Annotated in this window: 12 protein-coding genes and 1 pseudogene; 4 read left to right on the top strand and 9 right to left on the bottom strand. The window is 36.4% G+C overall.

The annotated features are described in order from the left end of the window. Positions 1–4,830: S8 family serine peptidase (locus tag Q0X02_RS06935; RefSeq protein ID WP_297813547.1), on the bottom strand; the 4,830-nt coding region annotated here is incomplete at its 3' end. Between the two features lie 397 nt (positions 4,831–5,227). Between Q0X02_RS06935 and Q0X02_RS06930 the strand changes: the two genes are divergently transcribed. Next, positions 5,228–5,731, top strand: a complete 504-nt coding sequence (locus Q0X02_RS06930; protein WP_297813544.1) for an ECF transporter S component — start codon at positions 5,228–5,230, stop codon at positions 5,729–5,731. A gap of 31 nt (positions 5,732–5,762) precedes the next feature. Here the strand turns inward: Q0X02_RS06930 and Q0X02_RS06925 are convergent, their stop codons facing one another. Beyond that, positions 5,763–6,293 carry a hypothetical protein gene (locus tag Q0X02_RS06925; protein WP_297813541.1) on the bottom strand — a complete coding sequence of 177 codons (531 nt, stop codon included), beginning with the start codon at positions 6,291–6,293 and terminating at the stop codon, positions 5,763–5,765. Between the two features lie 67 nt (positions 6,294–6,360). Between Q0X02_RS06925 and Q0X02_RS06920 the strand changes: the two genes are divergently transcribed. Continuing rightward, positions 6,361–6,618, top strand: a complete 258-nt coding sequence (locus tag Q0X02_RS06920; protein ID WP_102164476.1) for a hypothetical protein — start codon at positions 6,361–6,363, stop codon at positions 6,616–6,618. Positions 6,619–6,737: 119 nt separating this feature from the next. Here Q0X02_RS06920 and Q0X02_RS06915 read toward each other — a convergent pair whose 3' ends face one another. From Q0X02_RS06915 to Q0X02_RS06885, 7 genes are all read right to left on the bottom strand, one after another. After that, positions 6,738–7,706, bottom strand: coding sequence for an ABC transporter ATP-binding protein (locus Q0X02_RS06915; RefSeq protein ID WP_297813534.1), 969 nt, complete (start codon positions 7,704–7,706; stop codon positions 6,738–6,740). Then, positions 7,696–8,682: an ABC transporter ATP-binding protein gene (locus Q0X02_RS06910; protein ID WP_297813531.1), complete on the bottom strand. Its 987-nt coding sequence runs from the start codon at positions 8,680–8,682 to the stop codon at positions 7,696–7,698. The genes Q0X02_RS06915 and Q0X02_RS06910 overlap by 11 nt, the downstream gene beginning before the upstream one ends. 10 nt (positions 8,683–8,692) lie before the next feature. Beyond that, positions 8,693–9,613, bottom strand: coding sequence for an ABC transporter permease (locus Q0X02_RS06905; RefSeq protein ID WP_297813527.1), 921 nt, complete (start codon positions 9,611–9,613; stop codon positions 8,693–8,695). A gap of 11 nt (positions 9,614–9,624) precedes the next feature. Further along, a complete protein-coding gene (locus Q0X02_RS06900) occupies positions 9,625–10,554 on the bottom strand; it encodes an ABC transporter permease (protein WP_297813524.1) in 930 nt (309 codons plus the stop codon). A 60-nt stretch (positions 10,555–10,614) separates the two neighbouring features. Further along, positions 10,615–12,144, bottom strand: coding sequence for an ABC transporter substrate-binding protein (locus Q0X02_RS06895; protein WP_297813521.1), 1,530 nt, complete (start codon positions 12,142–12,144; stop codon positions 10,615–10,617). Between the two features lie 494 nt (positions 12,145–12,638). Next, positions 12,639–13,820: a cation diffusion facilitator family transporter gene (locus tag Q0X02_RS06890; RefSeq protein ID WP_297813518.1), complete on the bottom strand. Its 1,182-nt coding sequence runs from the start codon at positions 13,818–13,820 to the stop codon at positions 12,639–12,641. A gap of 76 nt (positions 13,821–13,896) precedes the next feature. Then, the gene (locus Q0X02_RS06885) at positions 13,897–14,100 is read right to left on the bottom strand and encodes a hypothetical protein (RefSeq protein ID WP_297813515.1); all 204 of its coding nucleotides are present in this window, start codon (positions 14,098–14,100) and stop codon (positions 13,897–13,899) included. Between the two features lie 230 nt (positions 14,101–14,330). Between Q0X02_RS06885 and Q0X02_RS06880 the strand changes: the two genes are divergently transcribed. Next, positions 14,331–14,861, top strand: coding sequence for a rhodanese-like domain-containing protein (locus Q0X02_RS06880; RefSeq protein ID WP_297813512.1), 531 nt, complete (start codon positions 14,331–14,333; stop codon positions 14,859–14,861). 78 nt (positions 14,862–14,939) lie between these two features. Then, positions 14,940–18,066 (top strand): annotated as a pseudogene (locus tag Q0X02_RS06875) (hypothetical protein); the annotation flags it as partial.

Here is an 18,066-nt window from a genome sequence, read left to right as displayed (position 1 = left end):
TGTGTTGTTTTGTGCAGGTGTTGTTGGGTTTGGCAAGTTTGGTGTGCTTGGTGTTGGTGTTCCTGGGTTTGTTGTTCCAGGTTTTGTTGTTCCTGGTTTTGTTCCTTCACCTGGTTTTGTGCCTTCGCCTGGTTTTGTTCCTTCGCCCGGTTTTGTTCCTTCGCCCGGTTTTGTTCCTTCGCCCGGCTTTGTTCCTTCACCTGGTTTTGTTACCACGATTGGTGGTGTATTTTTCGGTGTTGTGCCTTCGCTTGGTGTTTGTTTTGGAGTTTCTTTTATTTTAGCTATTTCGTCTTTTATTTGTTTAGCTAATTTGTCAACTTCCTCTTTTTTAGCGTCTTTGTTTTTCGCCAATTCTTCAGCTTGTTTTACCAAGTCGTTCAATGTTTTTTCTTGTTGTGGTGATAATTTGTTTTCTGATTTGTTTTTCACCAATTCTTGTGCTTGTTCTTTTTGAGCGACAAGGTTTTGTAGGTCTTCTTTTTTGACTTCTTTTTCTTTTATTTTAGTGACAACTGCTTTTAGGTCGTTATTTGCTTGGTCGATTTTTTCTTGTGATTGATTTTCTTTCACAACGTCTGTTGCTTGTTGTATCAATTTGTTTAGTTCAGTCAATTGTTCGTCTGTGATTTCGTATTTTTCAGGTACAGATGCTATTTCCTTTGCTTTTAGCAAGTTGTCCAACAAGTCTTTGTTGTCGATTGGTTTTGCAGTTTTCTTGTCTTTTCTGTTTATGACAACTTCTTTGATTGTTTCGTTGCCGGCATCATCGTAGGCTTTGATTTGGAATTTGTTTTCGCCGATTTCCAATGGAACTTCCACTTCAAATTTTCCGTCAACGCCGTTTTCTAGTTCGAAGCAATCCCAAGTTTTGTCGACTCTTTCGAGCATTGATTTGTTCAAAAGCATTTCCAAGTAAGTCATATTTTCGTGTGCTTTTGCTGTTATCTTCGCTGTTGGCGCTGTTTCATCTGTGTGTTCTACTGAGTAGTCGAGTTCCGGTGCGACGAAGTCTTTTCTGATTTTTCTTGTGATTGTGTCTTCGAGGTTGCGTCCTTCTTTGTTTTGTCCTTTGACTTTGATTTGCAATCCGTAAACGTGGCCGTCTTCTAGCTCGGAGATGTTCAATTCGTGGTCAAACGAGAATGTCGTGTCGGATTCTTTCTTGAATGTGATTGGTTGTGTTGGTATTTTTTCGAGCTTTTTGCCGTCTTTTGTCACAGTCAATGTCAACTCGTCCACTTGGTTGATGTGTGTTACATTTCCTTTGATGTGAATTTTGTTGTAGGAGTCCTTGTCTTGTTCGTCTTGTTTTACCCCTTGCTCATCTTGTTTTTCGTCTTGTTTTTTGTCTTCGTGTTTTCCGAATGCTTCGTAGTAGTCTGGGCTTTCCACTTTGATTACTGGCATTGTGTAGAGCGTATCGTCTTTTTCTGGTTGTTTTTCTGGTTCTTGTTGTTCTGGTTGTTCTTTTTCTGGTTTGATTTTAACAGAAATCCAATAGTATGTTTCGATGTCTCCCACTTTGACAGATATTTTCATTTCATAGTCGCCCGGTTTTTCTGTGTTGTCAAAATTCTTGTCCAAGATTTTTACTGTCGCATTGTCCGGAAGTCCTTTGATGAATTTTTTGATTTGTTCTTCTGTAGGAACTGGGTCTTTTTCTTTCAATTCTATCGGTTGGATTTCGATGTTGGATGTGACTTTGGTGTCAACTTTTTCGCTGTTGACATTTCTTGAGTTGTCCCATGCGTATACTCCAAGGTTTGCAAGGTCAAATCCGTCAGCTATTTTGAATGTGTATGAGTAGTCTCTGACGATGTCGTTGTTTTTGAATCCGTCGTCACTTCTTACTGTTTGTCCGTACCATTCATTTGTCTTTTTGTTTTCGTATCCGACACTGAATATTCCTGCTCTGTCGTCTTTTGCGATTACGGTAAGTTCTCTTTTGTCTTTGTCGTATTTGTAGGATATTTCAGGTTTTGTGTTATCGACTACGATGTTGTACTGATATTTTTGTGGTTTGGCGTTTTTGTAATCTATGTGGCCTGTTATTTGGTAAGTGTATGTTCCTTCGTCTACTGATTTTTCTGTGTTGTCTTTAAAATCCCAAGCAGAGCCGGCTGGAACGTATTGGAATCTGTATTGGCTGTCTCCGCCTTTGTACAAGCTGTTGACTTTTAGAAGAACTGGATCGATGAATAAGTTTCTCAATACTTTTCCCTTGCTGTCCAAGATGTCGTATTTTACATCGAGTGCGTTTCTCATAACGGAGATGACAGGTGTTATTTCTGTGTTGAATCCGTCTTCTTGGTTAGCGTTGACGAATACTGTTGGTTTTCCGTCGACGTTCCAAGCGTTCCAGTATTCCCATCCGCCTTGTGTTTTTCTTCTCATAAATCCTGTCTTGTCGATTCCTCCATCTGGATATACCACTGGTGCGTAGTTTACTTTGTCGCTGAAATCTGGCATATTGTCGATGAATTGTGGCTCTGACCAATCGCCTTTGAATCCTGTGTATGGGATTGAAAGCGTTGGGTTGTCTTTTGATTCAAATACGACATATCCTTGTGCAAATTGATTTTTGTCAATATCTTTTGTAGATATCGTTGCCTTGTATTCTACTTCGCCGTTTGCTGGTACTGTAACAGGATCTAATGTTTCTTCTTTTGCAACTGATGAATGTTCAGTGTATCTACCATCTTTTACTTCATCTTTTAATGAGATGTATCTTGGTGTAAATGTGATGTCCTTATCCTTGGAGTAGTTCTTTAATTTGAATGTAGCGTTGAATTGTTCTCCAACTTCTCCGACTTCCAATTTTCCGTCTTCTTTTTTGTCGTTGTCGCTTGTAGCTTTGATAGTTACGTCCGTCTTGACGGCGTTTTCGAGGTTGACAAGTCCTGCTCCTTGTTGTTTTGGTGTGTACAATGATGCACCGTTTACTTCTGTGTCTTTTACAGGTGTAGCTGTGTTCATCATCACAAGAACTGTCAAGAACTCTTGTTGTGGGTCTGGTTTGCCATCACTAGTTCTCTTCAATAAACCGTCTTTGTACAATCTTTGCATTACCAACGCACTAGCCCCTGCAACTTGTGGAGTCGCCATTGATGTACCGCTCATCAAAGTGTATTTGTTGTCGTTGACTGTCGAGTAGATGTTTCCTCCGACACCAGCGATGTCCGGTTTCAATCTCAAATCAGGTGTGATTCCCCACGATGAGAATGTACTCATTTGTCCTGCTTGTGGATTGTCAACGGATTTTACTTGAGTGATTTGGATTTTTTGGTGTTCGTTTGTTTTTTTCAATTCCAACAATTTATTTCCATCTTTGTTTTTGATGAAAACTGATGGGAAATCTTTAAGCTCCATTCCTGACATCGTCGACAAATCACTACCAGTTGGTGTGTTGTAGATTATTATTCCGACAGCACCTTTTGATTCGGCTAAAAGAGCCTTTTCGTTGAATGACCTAGCGCCTCTTTGTACGAGAGCTATTTTGCCTTTTACTTCTTTGCCATCATAATCTGAATCGGCATTTCCATCTCCACAGTCGACATATTCGACCATATCTGTCGAAGATTTTTCGTTTTCTCCTTCTGCGTTACCAGTAGGCAATTTGATGTCTGTTCCTTCTACCAAGACGTTTCTTCCCATCAATTTTAAGTTTTCCATCGAAGCGACAGAATACGATGGGTCAGTAACTGCTGGGTGACCTGCCACACCTACGTCGGGATTTGTCGCCAAGTTTGTCTTCGCATTGCCTCCCCAGTTTGTAACACGGTCGTTGCCCATTGCGACTGCGCACACAACTCCGGCTTTTTTTGCTTTGTTGAACGCTTCATTTGTAGGTGAGGCGCCATCTCTGCTGTAACCCGAGCCCATTCCCAAGCTCATATTCAATACGTCTGCTCCGAGCTTGATGGAATCGTCAATCGCCTTCAACCACACTTCTTCGTAAACAGTAGACACCAATGCGTCGTTGCTGAAAACTTTCATCGCCAACAATTGAGCGTTTGGTGCTACACCCCTTACTCCTTTGTCTTTCTCATCGCCATTCGCAGCGACTATTCCTGCAACGTGCATTCCGTGGTATCCGCCTATTCCAGAATCTCTGATTTCTTGCGACTCATCGGCGTAGTTGTATCCGTAAGGGATTTTTCTGCTGAACCATTTTCCCCTCAATCCGTTTGCCTGTATAACTTTGTTGACATCAGCCTCGCTCTTGTATTTGGACTCGACGTCAGTGGATAATTTCATATCCTTGTGGTTAGGGTCTACCCCTGTATCGATTATGCTCACGAGCATTCCTTGGCCTGTAAATTGATAAGTGTTCCACAACGTATCGGCCTTAATCATAGAAGGCGCTGTCATAAGATTTGGCGATGCGCCATTTTTTGGTCGTTGCGCCTGCATTTGCAAAGTTACCTTCTTGACGCCACGTTGATTAATCAACTTGTCGATGTCCTTTGCTTTTATCTTCGCAGAAAAACCCGTAATGACAGCTGAAAATTCCTCGTCCTTGTCGAGCTTGACGTTTTGTTTTTTCAATTTTGAATCGATGTTTTCTGTAGTGTTCTTCACTTCTGACTCTGAAGACTTGACAGCTTGTTGAAATCTAGCACTCTTGATGTTGGATTCCTTCTCTATTGCTGGCTTGTTATCAGTTTCAACGATGACCTTGACCTCTTGGTCCTTCTTGACCCCTTGTTCTTCAAGTTTAGCGTATGTAGTGCTGTCTGTCTGATTGTTCGCAAATGTTGTCGCACTTGGCAAAACCAACGAAAACAATAGCACACCGGCTAAAAATTTCTTAGAATATGGTTTCATATATACCCCCTTAAATTTATTCGCAAAGACCTGTGACAACCTTTGCGTTTTTTATTACACTAATTTTACTTAATGAAATAATAAATGTCAATTTGTTTTTAGTCCTCAAAATTAATAATTATACTTCTATCGTTTTCATCAATATGAACGCAAGTTTTTCTGTGTCACTTGTAATTTAGCCGTTTTATTTAAACAAATTTCTTTTAATTTTAATTGCTTGTTGTTTTTTTATTGCTAAATTGCATATAAATGTAAAATCCTACCGAAATACTAAATTATTTTTCAAAAAAAATTTTTTTCAAACCAAAAATCCACCAATCTGTTACCATTAAATTTTCATTTTTTGCTACTATGAACTATCACAAATTTTACCTATAATGTTTTCAGGAGGGAAATTATGACAACGAAAAAAATAACTACAACAGCTATATTCATCGCACTGACGGCGTTTTTCACAATCGCAGTCAAAATTCCGGTGTCACCTGCAATGGGATATGTCAATTTGGGAGATTTTGTAATCTTGCTGTCGACTGTAGCGTTCGGCCCAATCATCGGTATGATTTGCGGTGCAGTTGGTTCGAGCTTGGCGGATTTGTTTTTGGGATATGCTGCGTTCGCCCCGTTCACTTTTGTCGTGAAGGGAGTTATGGGTTTGGCGATGGGAGTATTTTTGAAAAAATTCACAAACAAAACCCAATCCACAGTGTTGACGGCTGGTGTAATCTGTGAATTGGTGATGGTGGTGGGATACTTCTTCACATCCGTTATCCTTTACGGAAACAAAACAGCCTTTGCGACAATCATTCCCAATGGAGTGCAAGCTCTTGTGAACTTCATTATTTTCGCACTTATTTGGAAGAGATTTGTGAAGATAACCGAGTCTATGTTGAAAAACTCATAAAAAAATACCACTTCAAATGAAGTGGTATAGTTTATGATAATTTGCTGAATATAGCTATAGCTCCTTTTGCTACTAACATTGCTTTTCCTTTTGGAATTGCTCCCCTAGAAATTGCAGCCTTAAGTTGTTTAACAAATTTTCTGTTACATTCTTTGTTTCCCCATCCTTTACTAAGGTAGCATAGGTCATGATACATGCAATATGTATCTAATGTATCAATAGGTGCATCTTTTTTATTCCAAGGAGTATTAGGTCCACAATAATTACCATAAATTGCTACTTCTATAGACCTTAGTAATTGTTTGTCGTTATGATTACTAGCATTATAAGCATCTGATAATTCATTAATACATTCTCCAATTTCTATGATTTCTTTATCAATACCATCACCTATAGCTTTTTCTAAATTAAAACTCACAAAATTTTCATCTTTAATCAAATATTCATCTATTATCGCCATTTGATCATTTAGTGAATCTTCTGCCTCAGCATAACATACTGTTCCTAAAAACATAGACAATACCATAGTAGCCATAAAAAACATACTAAATAATTTTTTCATACATTTACCCTCCGATATTTTTTTAGTATAATTTATATTATAATTAATAAAAAAAAAGGAGCATTTTATGAAGAAATTACTAATACCATTTTCTTATTTGGCACAAATTATTGTATTAATCGGACTGATATTTTTTGATGGATTTGGTCAACAAGGATTCTGTTTGTTGTATTTGATTCCGTTTGCTATTTTGAATTTGGCGCTAAGAAATCAAATATCCAACAAAAATCTCAGACTAATTCACATTATAATCAATGTAATATCAATTTTCGCATTTGCGATTTTAATGATATTATCATTTGTATTTCCAGTTTCAAACAAGTAAATTATTCTTCAAACAAAAAAACACAGCCTGTCACTAATTTAGTGATGAGGCTGTGCTTGTCGTGCATAAAAAAAGAACCAACCTTTTTTGGTCAGTTCTTTTCAAGGAGAATATAATAATTACTCGATTGTTTTTTTGTATAAGTGGCATGCTACGAAGTGATTTTCGTCCACTTCTTCAAGTTCCGGCGTGATTTTTTCGCAGATATCCATTTTGTTTGGACATCTTCCGCAAAATCTACATCCTTCTGGTGGATTTATCGGACTTGGAACGTCGCCTTTTAGTATTATTCTCTCTCTGTTCAATCCGTATTTTGGAATTGGTATCGCCGATAGCAACGCCTTTGTGTAAGGGTGTAGTGGGTCAGAGAAAATTCTCTTGTAATCGGTTAATTCTACAATTTTTCCCAAGTACATTACAGCTATTCTGTCTGAAATGTGCTTTACTACGCTCAAATCGTGCGAGATAAACAAGTATGTCAACGACAATCTGTCTTGCAATTCGTCCATCAAGTTCAGGATTTGGGCTTGGATACTTACGTCAAGTGCACTTACCGGTTCGTCCAATACGATAAACTGTGGTTTGAGTATCAATGCTCTTGCAATTCCAATTCTTTGTCTTCTTCCTCCGTCTAGTTCGTGAGGATAAGAGCCTGCCAATCTCTCTTCCAATCCTACGATTTCCATCATTTCGTAGACTCTATCTTCCAATTCGTCTTGGCTTTTAGTTAGTTTGTTAACTATTAGCGGGTCGGAAATGAGTTCAAATGTGTTCATTCTAGGATTCAACGAAGAGTATGGGTCTTGAAATACTATCTGCATTTCCTGTCTCATTTTGTTGATTTCAGTTCGTGTTTTGTATTCCAATACATTTTTGCCGTTCAACAACACTTCGCCGGATGTTGGCTCGTGTAGTCTGAGGATGGCTCTTCCTGCTGTGGATTTTCCGCAACCGGACTCTCCTACAAGACCTAGTGTTTCGCCTTTGTTGATTGTAAGGTTGATATCGTCAACTGCGTGGAGCAAACCTCGTTTTGTTTGAAAATATTTTTTGAGGTTTTTGACTTCTAATAGTACATTATTTTCCATTGTTTTCTCCTAACTCATCTTCGCACAAATAACAAGCAACAAAGTGACCTTCTTCGACTTCGTACATCGGTGGGAAGGCTTGTTTGCATTTTTCCATACAGTGAGGACATCTTGGGTGGAAACAACATCCTTTTGGCAAATCCGATGGGTCTGGTGTGAATCCCGGAATTACTTTCAATTTTTCGACATCTTCATCAAGTGAAGGAATGGAGTTAAACAGCCCGATTGTGTAAGGGTGTTTTGGGTTGGTGAAGATAGATTTTACTGAACCGGATTCCAAGATTGTTCCCGCATACACTACCGAAACGACATCGCAAATTTCTGCAACTACCCCTAAATCATGTGTAATCAATATCATTGATGTGTCGTATTTATCCTTCAAGCTTTTCATCAATTCCATAACTTGAGCTTGGATAGTAACGTCCAATGCAGTTGTAGGTTCATCTGCAATCAAAAGCTTTGGATTACAAGCTAGTGCCATTGCAATTACGATTCTCTGTTTCATACCGCCGGAGAATTGATGTGGATAGTCGTTGATTCTTTCTTTTCTGATTCCAACCAATTCCAACATTTCTTCTGTTTTTTTAGTTATTTCTTCCTTTGATAATTTTTCGTGAAGGCCGATTACTTCTCTGATTTGGTCACCGACTGTGATGATTGGATTCAAAGATGTCATAGGGTCTTGGAAAATCATAGAAATCTGATTGCCTCTTATGTGAAACATATCTTTTTCTTTGACTTTTAACAAATCTTCGCCTTCAAAGAAAACTTCGCCCGATGTGATTTTTCCAGGAGGAGATTGAATCAGCTTCATAATCGCAAGAGCTGTCGTAGTCTTGCCAGCTCCAGTTTCCCCTACAAATCCCAATGTTTGGGCTTTTCCCACCGACAAATTGAGATTGTTGACAGCCTTTACTAACCCCGAATCCGTGTCAAATTCTACGCTTAAATTTTTAATATCTAATAGTTTTTCCATATCAATACCCCTATCTCTTCAATTTTGGATCCAAGGCATCTCTCAAGCCATCGCCCAACACGTTCAAGGCAAATATCGTGATTACTATTGCCAATCCTGGGAACAATGTCATGTGCATATGGTCTCTGATGAACGACCTACCAGCAGACAACATCGCGCCCCATTCCGGTGTAGGTGGTTCCAAACCCAATCCGATAAAACTCAAACCAGCCGCATTGATGATTGCGTAGGCAACACCGAGAGTTGCTTGTACGATAATCGGCGCCATACAGTTTGGGATGATATGTTTGAATATTATTCTGAAATTCGATGAGCCTTCAGCTCTTGCAGCCTCGACAAATTCCTGGTCTCTTATGGACAACACCGAGCTTCTTACGATACGAGCATAGCCCGGAATGGATGCGATACCTACCGCTATCATCAAGTTTGCAAGTCCAGGGCCCAACGCTGCCAATATTGCAATCGCCAACAAAATATCCGGAATTGATTGAAGAATGTCGATAAATCTCATAAAGAAGTTGTCGATTTTTCCTCCGAAATATCCTGTGACAGCTCCAATGGCCGTTCCCAAGACAAGTGCGATACCAACAGAAATAAATCCGACCTTCAATGAAATTCTCGAACCGTACACAACTCTACTGAAGATATCTCTGCCCAAATCATCCGTTCCGAACAAGTTCTTGGCGTTTGGAGCTGCGAATTGGTTTTTCAAATTTTGTTCCGAGAAACCATAAGGTGCTATCTTGTCTGCGAATATTGCGACAAATATCAAAACTATTATTATGAACAAGCCAAACATAGCGAGGTGATTTCTTCGCATTCTCTTCCAAATGTCCGATAATTTTTTAAATCTTCCTCTTTTTGTTCTATTTGGCTTAGAATTTTTTTGTGAATCATTACTAAGATTACTATTTTTTACATTATTTTCCATAAAACTCTCTCCTATACGTACTTAGTCTTAATTCTTGGATCGACGAATGTGTATAATAAGTCTACTATCAAGTTAACAATACTGAATGTAATCGCAACGAATAGTACACATCCTAATACCATAGGAGCATCTCTCATTTTGATGGAATCTACCATTAATCTTCCTATTCCAGGTATTGAGAAAATAACTTCTGTCATCAACGCACCACCCATCAATTGACCAAATTGTATACCAATTATTGTGATGATAGGAATCAATGCGTTGCCAAGTGCGTGTTTCCATATAACTTTGTTTTCTCTTTGACCTTTTGCCCTTGCAGTTCTGATGTAATCCATTCTGATAACTTCCAACATTGATGACCTTGTCATTCTCGTGATTACCGATACGGATTGTGAGCCCAACGCAACAGCCGGAAGAATCATTTGCTTTACAGTTGTGAATCCTGATGATGGAAGCCATCCCAATTTAACTGAAAACAACATTATTAGCAATAGTCCCAACCAGAAAACTGGCATAGAAATCCCTATTAATGCGAATATCATTGTTATATTATCGAAAAAAGAATACTGCTTGATAGCAGAAATAATGCCGATTGGTATTCCGAGTATTACGGCAAATGTAATCGCCAACACTGCTAGTCTAAATGTGGATGAAGCTCTGCTCATCACTTCTTTAGTAACATAAGTTTTTGTTATGTACGACTTGCCCAAATCAAACTTGGTTGCTAGATTTTTCAAATACCTCGAATACTGTTGAATAAACGGGTCTTCTAGTCCCATATCCACTCTAAGTTGTTTAACAGCCGCCTCCGATGCGCTAGGTCCGAGAGCGTTTCTAGCTGGATCGCCCGGTGTTATATACAAAAGAGAGAAAACAATAAAACTTACTCCTATGACAACAGGAATCAAATAAAAAATTCTCTTTATAACGTATTTAATCATTATTGTATCCTTTGCTTGGTTCAAAATTTTATTAAAGAGGGCTATGCCCTCTTTAATATATTATTCTGCTTTTTTGATTGATTGTAACTTGTACCATCCGAATGGAGAAATCTTGAAGTTTTGAATTTGCTTCTTGCAACCAACTAAAAGTTCTCCGTTGTATTCAGGAACCCATGCAGAGATTTCGATAGCACGTTCTTGAGCTTTCTTGTACAATTCAGCTCTCTTTGCTTCGTCATTTTCTCTCTTAGCATCTTCCAATAATTTGTCCATTTCTTTATCTTTTAGATAGCAATAGTTACCACCTTCACCTGCTGCTGATGAGTGGAAGCATGGGAACATAAAACTGTCTGGGTCTGGAGTATCTGCAATCCAAGCTATTTCGAACATATCTTGTTTGCCGTTTTTTAATACATCGTTGAATGCAGACCATTCAAGAACGTTGATTGAACAATCTACGCCTATTTCAGCCAATTGTTCCTTGATAGCTGTCGCCATATCAACTCTTTCTTTCTTTTCGTTTGTAGAAATACTAGTTTTGAATCCTTTTTCTAATCCAGCTTCTTTTAACAATTGTTTTGCCTTGTTGACATCTCTCTTCTTTGCTTGAATTTTATCTGCAACTGAGAACTTCAATGTTTGTGACATTGGGCTTGTAGCTGTTTTACCAACTCCCAAGAATACTGCCTTGATTATTCCGTCCATATCAATTGCATAAGAAATAGCTTCTCTTACTTTTGGATTGTCAAACGGTTTCTTTTGACAGTTGAATCCCAAATAAGTAGTACCATAATCTTGACCTCTAACTAAATTTAGGCTATCGTTTTCCTTTACTTTTGAAATGTCGTTAGCAGCTATGTCGTAAGAAATATCAACTCCACCTGACTCTAATTCTACAAGTCTGTTAGTTGGTTCAGGAATAACTCTGAATTTCAATGTTTTGAATTGAGTTTTTTCTCCGTGATAATCTTCAAATCTTTCCATAACAACGCTATCAGCTTTTGTCCAAGATGCAAATTTAACTGCGCCTGTTCCAACAGGGTTCATCTTGTAACTGTCTCCACCTTCTTTTACCGCTTTTTCGTTGCAAATAAAAGCACCTGGGTGACACAATGAGTAAAGAATACCTGCATAAGGTTCTTTTAATTTCATTTCAACTGTGTAATCATCGACAGCTTTTAGCTTGTCCTTGTCGATTGAACTGAATAAATGCTTAACGTTTGGTGCATCCACAGCTCTTTTCAAACTGAAAACAACGTCTTTTGCTTTCATTTCCTCACCGTTGTGGAATTTAATGTTCTTCTTTAGGTGAATAGTGTAAGTGACATCATCTTTTTGATCGATTTTCTCTGCCAACAAAGGTTTAGGTTTGTTGTCTTCTCCGATTTCAACCAATCCTTCATATATTTGTGACATTACGTTACTGGATTGATTGTCGTTAGTGGATACTGGATCAAGTGATATAGCATCCCCACTTGTAGCAATTGTTAGTGTTTCTTTATCGCCAGCATTATTTCCTTCTTTGGAACAACCACTAAATGCAGTAATACCAATAATAATTGCAAGCAACAAGCTTAATTTACTTTTCATAATTACCCCCTTCTTTTGTTTTAAAATGTATTTTGAATAAGTAAAACTTATCACTACCTGTGAATAAACCTTTTCATCATGAAAAATTAAAATTTTATTTAGTTGTGAAAATATGTGGAAATTATTAAAATATGTGGAAATTATTTAAGAAAAAATATTGAATGTTAATATGTTTATTGATTTTATGTATCAAACAATTCCCCTAAAAAAATCTTCCCTATAATCTAAATTTTAAACATAAAAACGTTTAATGTCAAGTAAATATTTTTTTATTAAAGTACATTTCTTTTTGAATAAAATAAAAGAAATTATGCTTATATATTTATGTGCTTTTATCTATTTAGATACAAATTTTCAAATGTCATTTTTGTGTTAACGTTTGATTTTTTGTGAGGCGAAAGTTCTAAGAATGGTTTGTTTTTTTCTGAAATTTCATCCCGATTTTTTCCACAAAAAAAATCACACTCTCGTTGTCTGAGAATGTGATTTGTACTCTAATAGAAGTTTTTTCTTTGATATCCTCTGGATATAGCGATGATTGGGTAGTATCTCATATCATGTGACTGGATTTTCGTTTTGACTGTGTCGACGATTTCTTCGTCACGCATTTTTTCTTTGATGTCAACTCGTATGTCGAATATCATCTCGATGGTGTCTTTTTTGTCGGCGATTCTGAAATCATTTAATATCCAATCTTTATTCATATTTTTGATTATGTCTGTGACCATTTTTTCGAGGCGGTCAACTTTCGGATTGTCGATTTGCAGTGGGTCCATATGGATTGTGGAGTAGATTCCCTTTTTTTCTATCAAATCTCGTTCTATCGTGTCGACGAGTGAGTGCAGCTTGATAAATTCTTTTTTGCTGTCGACTTGCACGTCAACTGTGATGAATATGTGACCAGGGCCGTAATCGTGCACTCTCAAATCGTGAGCTCCGTATATTCCGTCATATCCTTCTACAAATTCCAAGATTTCTCGTTCGAATTTCCTCGATGCTCCTGTTCCCAGTATTTTGTCGACTGTGTCGGTTATCATTTCGAATCCGTTTTTGATTATGATGATACCTCCCAACAATCCGATGTATGCGTCGACGTTTAGCTTTGTCAATGCAAACACAACGACTGAGATTAGTACGATGGATGTCGATATGCAGTCACTTCGTGAGTCTACGGATGTCGCCATCAGTAAGTCGGAGTCTATTTTTTTCGATATTTTATAGTAGAATTTGCTTAGCCAAAACTTCGCCGCTATTGCTACCACAAGAACCAAAATCGAGTAGATGTTGAATGTGATAATTTCCGGATGGATTATCTTCTTGAAGGATACGACTACCAATTTGACGCCGATGTAGATGACAACTATTGTAATCATCGACGAGAAGATGTATTCCAGTCTGGAATGTCCGTAAGGGTGCTTTTCATCGGCGGGTTTGGTGCTCATACTGAAGCTCAAAACCATGAGGATGATGCTGAAACAGTCCGACAAGTTGTTGATTGCGTCTGCCATTATCGCGATGGAGTTGGTTAGTAATCCTATGCTTAGCTTTGTCAAAAACAAAAACAAGTTGATTGATAGTCCCACAGCACTGCTCAAATTTCCGTACTCTCTGCGTGTTTTGAGGCTCTGTGTGTCGTCGTGGTTTTTAACAAATTTGTGAATCAAATAATCTATCATAACAGTCCTTTCATAAATTGTTTTAATCCTTATATTATATCAAATATCGCACGGAAAAATCGTGTTTAAATTTAATTTACAGAAATTTCTTCAAAATAATCAAAAGTACAATATTTGAAAATTGGTCGACAAATCTATAATTGTCAAATTTGACACCTAAAAAATTAAACGAAATCCCCAAAATAATAAACAACAAAAAAGACGGAATGCCGATTTTATTCGAAAATTTTACAGCCAAAAGCGCCAGCAAAAGCACCATCGCAACCATCAAAATATACATAATTTGCTCCTTTTTATCAACAAAATTCACATTACAAAATAAAATTACTTATAGTATATCATAACGAAAAATTTCATTCGCACAAAAAACAATATCATTTATTGAAAATTTCCTAAGAATCACCATAAAAACAGCTCATTTATAGGAAATTTCAATAAATAAAACGATTTTTCCGTCAGAATTTACGATATAATAATAATGATATAAAAAAATTGAGGAGGAATTAGTTAATGAAGAGATTAATTAAAACTTTAACTGTATTTGCCATGATATTGATATTGGCAACAGGATGTCAAAAAGCTGCCGGAGCTAAAGGCCCTGGCACAGCAAAAGACGGCAACGAACAAAAAATCGAAGCTGCAAGCTTGAAGCTTGTCAACGCTGTCAACAAAGGTGGATACCAATTAGTATCGACAGAAGACTTGAACTCTTGGGTAGAACAAAAAAAGGATATGGTAATTGTCGACACAATGCCTGCAAAATCTTTCGAAAAAAACAGAATCCCAGGAGCTGTTAACGCAGAATTGCCAATGAAAGCAGAAGAATTAAAACCAGAACAAAAAGAAGCTTTCTTGAAAGCATTGGGCGATGACAAAAACAAAACTGTCGTTGTTTATTGCGGATTTGTCGGCTGCGCAAGAAGCGATGTCGGAGCAGTTCTTGCAAAAGAAGCTGGATTCACAAATGTTTACCGTCATCCAGGTGGAATCGTTGCGTGGATGGACGCCGGATATAAAGTAGAAGGCTCAGCTAGCAAATAATAACACAATTGAATCAAATACAAAATTGGGCAATCATAGATTGCCCAATTTTATGTCAAAATGTATAAAGGAGTTTTTATGAAAAAATTAATAGCAAAATTTCTTTTGTTTAGTATGATAATAACATCGACCAGTTCATTGTCAATTGACAAAAGTTACGCTCAATCAGTTCCAACATCAACAAGCGTTGAGCAAAAATTAGATTCCAACAGCCTAAGAGTTGTTGACCAATATGAAAGACCAATAAAAAAGGATGTTACCTTTACTCTAAGTTCATTTAATGGTGGAAACCCTGTTAAAATCGGTGAATTTACGACAAAAAACGGCGTTCTTTCTGGTATCAAGTTTGAAGAAGGAAAAAATTATTCGCTAAAAGTTAAAAACGATAATTTTGAAGATAACGAAGAAGAAGGCTTTATGTTTGTTAAAACAAAAGATGGCTTTACTGATTCAAATGATGAAGATATTAAAAACACAATATCTATTATTAGTAAATATACTCAACAACTAGAACTAAAAAGTAACGAAAAAGACATTGCTGATGAATTAGAATTCGAAGTTACAATAGGTAATAAAACAGAAAAAATCAAGAGTGAAAAATCTAAATTGTACTTTGATATTAAAAATAATGAAACAGCTACTATTAAATTAAAAAATGATAAGTACGAAATGGATGATGTGAAGCTTTCTCTTAAAAAAGATACATCCTCTCTTTTTGGAAATTCAGCCTTGTTTAATGAAAAAAACAAAAAAGTAACAACACTATCAATTAAGCAAAAACAGGTTCAACCCGAAAATCCGACTACTGAGTTAGAAGAAAAAGCTGTTCTTGTAAATGTCGACAACAAACCTGCTCCTACTGGTATAAAATTTGAGTTAATCACAGAAGGAGCTAATACAAAACTCGCTACTGACAACAACGGCTCATTGAATTTGAAATTAGATCCTAAAAAATCATACACTTTGAAATTAGTGGATGAAAAATACGAAATGAAAGATATCTCTTTCATTTTGAAAAAAGAAAATAACTTTATGGGACAAAAAGTATATAATCTTTACTCTAATGACAAGAAATTAGAAACTTTAAATATTGCTACTAAGAAAACTAACCCTCAACCTGAAAATCCAACTTTTGAATTAGAAGAAAAAGCTATTCCTGTAAGTATAGATGGAAAAAAATATCAAGAAGGAATTAAATTCCAATTAATTTCAGATAATGTCACTACTGATATAGCTACTGACAACAACGGTTCATTGAATTTGAAGTTAGACCCTAAAAAATCATACACTTTGAAATTAGTCGATGAAAAATACGAAATGAAAGATGTCTCTTTCACTTTGAAAAAAGGAACTAATTTTATGGGAACTGAAGTATATAATCTTTACTCCAATGACAAGAAATTAGAAACTTTAAATATTACTACTAAGAAAACTAACCCTCAACCTGAAAATCCAACTGTTGAATTAGAAGAAAAAGCTGTTTCTGTAAGTATAGATGGTGAACATTATAAAAAGGGAATTAAATTCCAATTAATTTCAGATAATATCACTACTGATATAGCTACTGACAAAAATGGATCTTTGAATTTGAAATTAGATCCTAAAAAATCATACACTTTGAAATTAGTGGATGAAAAATACGAAATGAAAGATATCTCTTTCATTTTGAAAAAAGAAAATAACTTTATGGGACAAAAAGTATATAATCTTTACTCTAATGACAAGAAATTAGAAACTTTAAATATTACTACTAAGAAAACTAACCCTCAACCTGAAAAACCTGGAAATGAAGCCGGTGAGCGTCCATGTCCATCTCAAGAATGTCATTTCTCAAATAATAAGGTTAATACAAAAGAATTGCAAATTTATGATGTAAATGGTCAAAAATTATCAGAAGACGTTCAATTCAAGTTATTCAATGGAACAAAACAAGAATATTTTGGCGATGTTACTGCGAAGAATGGAGTATTTCCTTCTTTGAGCTTGTATGAAAATGACACATATATTATTTACTGTACTGATAAAAAATACACTATTTCCGATAAACCTTATGATCTAGAAGTTAATCAATTGTATATTAAACCTAATGGAGAAGGAAATTTCCCTGTAAGAAATAGAACTAGTAAAAAATACGAAGACAGTGTATCTACAAATATTGAAAAAATTAATGTAAAAGAATTAAAATCTGGAGAACAAAACAAGGAAAAAATACACTTTGAAATTCCTGTTTGTATTGGCTCTGGACTATATCATGGAGCTGGAAATGTAATTCTTACTAGTCAATTTGAAAAAATAAAAGTTCCTGTAAAAAACGGAAAAATAAGCGTTGATTTATTGGAAGATATACAATACGCTGTTAGTTTTGAAGATCCTTCCAATAAATTTGGAATTGAAAACTTCCCATTGACTGTCAAGGATAAATCTGAAAGAACAGGAAAAGACCCATTGGCATCAGGTCGTGGAAAATACGTGTATGACCATTCTACTTGTAGATCTGTACTTAAATTACAATTAATAGATATTAAAGACATTAATAAAAATAATAGCAAGGTTATTTGTTCAAAAGGAAATACAATAGTAACGGGAATGAATTTCAAAGATTTATTGCTAGCAACTGGTCACATAAAAAAAGAAACTGTTGAAGAATTTAAGAATAAAGATGTTGATATTTTTGAAATTCATCTTATAAATCCTAGAAGATGTGAAGTGTCAAAAGTAGCAAAAGGTAATTTCAACATTCTAAAAATAATTCACAATGGTAAAACTGTGAAGAAAGCTTACCTTACAAAAAATGGAAAAATTATAAAAGAAGTTCCTTTCGAACAAGACAAACAAGATATAAAAAAAGTAAATGTCAAGGTGGATAGTATGTCAATCTATGACTTGGCATTTGAGTATGAAAAAAATGAAAATTCAGATACTTCTACACCAACACCTGAACAACCGGGAACAAAACCAGGTGAAGGAACTAAACCAGGCGAAGGCACAAAACCAGGCGAAGGCACAAAACCAGGCGAAGGCACAAAACCAGGTGAAGGAACAAAACCAGGCGAAGGAACAAAACCAGGTGAAGGAACAAAACCGGGTGAAGGAACAAAACCAGGTGAAGGAACAAAACCGGGTGAAGGAACAAAACCAGGAACAACAAACCCAGGAACAACAAAACCAGGAACAACAACACCAAGCGTACCAAACTTGCCAAACC

Origin of the sequence: uncultured Finegoldia sp. (assembly GCF_947252345.1) — a bacterium.
Lineage (GTDB): Bacteria > Bacillota > Clostridia > Tissierellales > Peptoniphilaceae > Finegoldia.
This window is presented reverse-complemented; position numbering and strand designations above follow the sequence as displayed.